This window comes from Burkholderia sp. SIMBA_051 (assembly GCF_046534915.1).
Lineage (GTDB): Bacteria > Pseudomonadota > Gammaproteobacteria > Burkholderiales > Burkholderiaceae > Burkholderia > Burkholderia ambifaria.
In genome coordinates, this window is record NZ_JAWRXS010000730.1 from 1 (window position 1) to 244 (window position 244).

The 244-nt window shown below is 57.8% G+C and carries 1 protein-coding gene; it reads right to left on the reverse strand.

The features are described from left to right. On the reverse strand, nt 1-244 hold a 244-nt coding region (locus tag SB771_RS36380), incomplete at both ends, for an AAA family ATPase (RefSeq protein ID WP_410722209.1).

Consider the following 244-nt stretch of genomic DNA (forward strand, 5'->3'; position numbering starts at 1 on the left):
GGTAATGATGATGATCGGCCGCTGCTTGGCCTTGATGGTCTCGTCGATCTCGTAGACGTAGAACTCCATCTTGTCGAGTTCCTGCAGCAGGTCGTTGGGGAACTCGATGTCGGCCTTGTCGATCTCGTCGATCAGCAGGATCACCCGCTCCTCGGATTCGAAGGCCTCCCACAGCTTGCCCTTCTTCAGGTAGTTGCGAATGTCGTGCACCTTGTCCACGCCCAGTTGCGAATCGCGCAGGCGG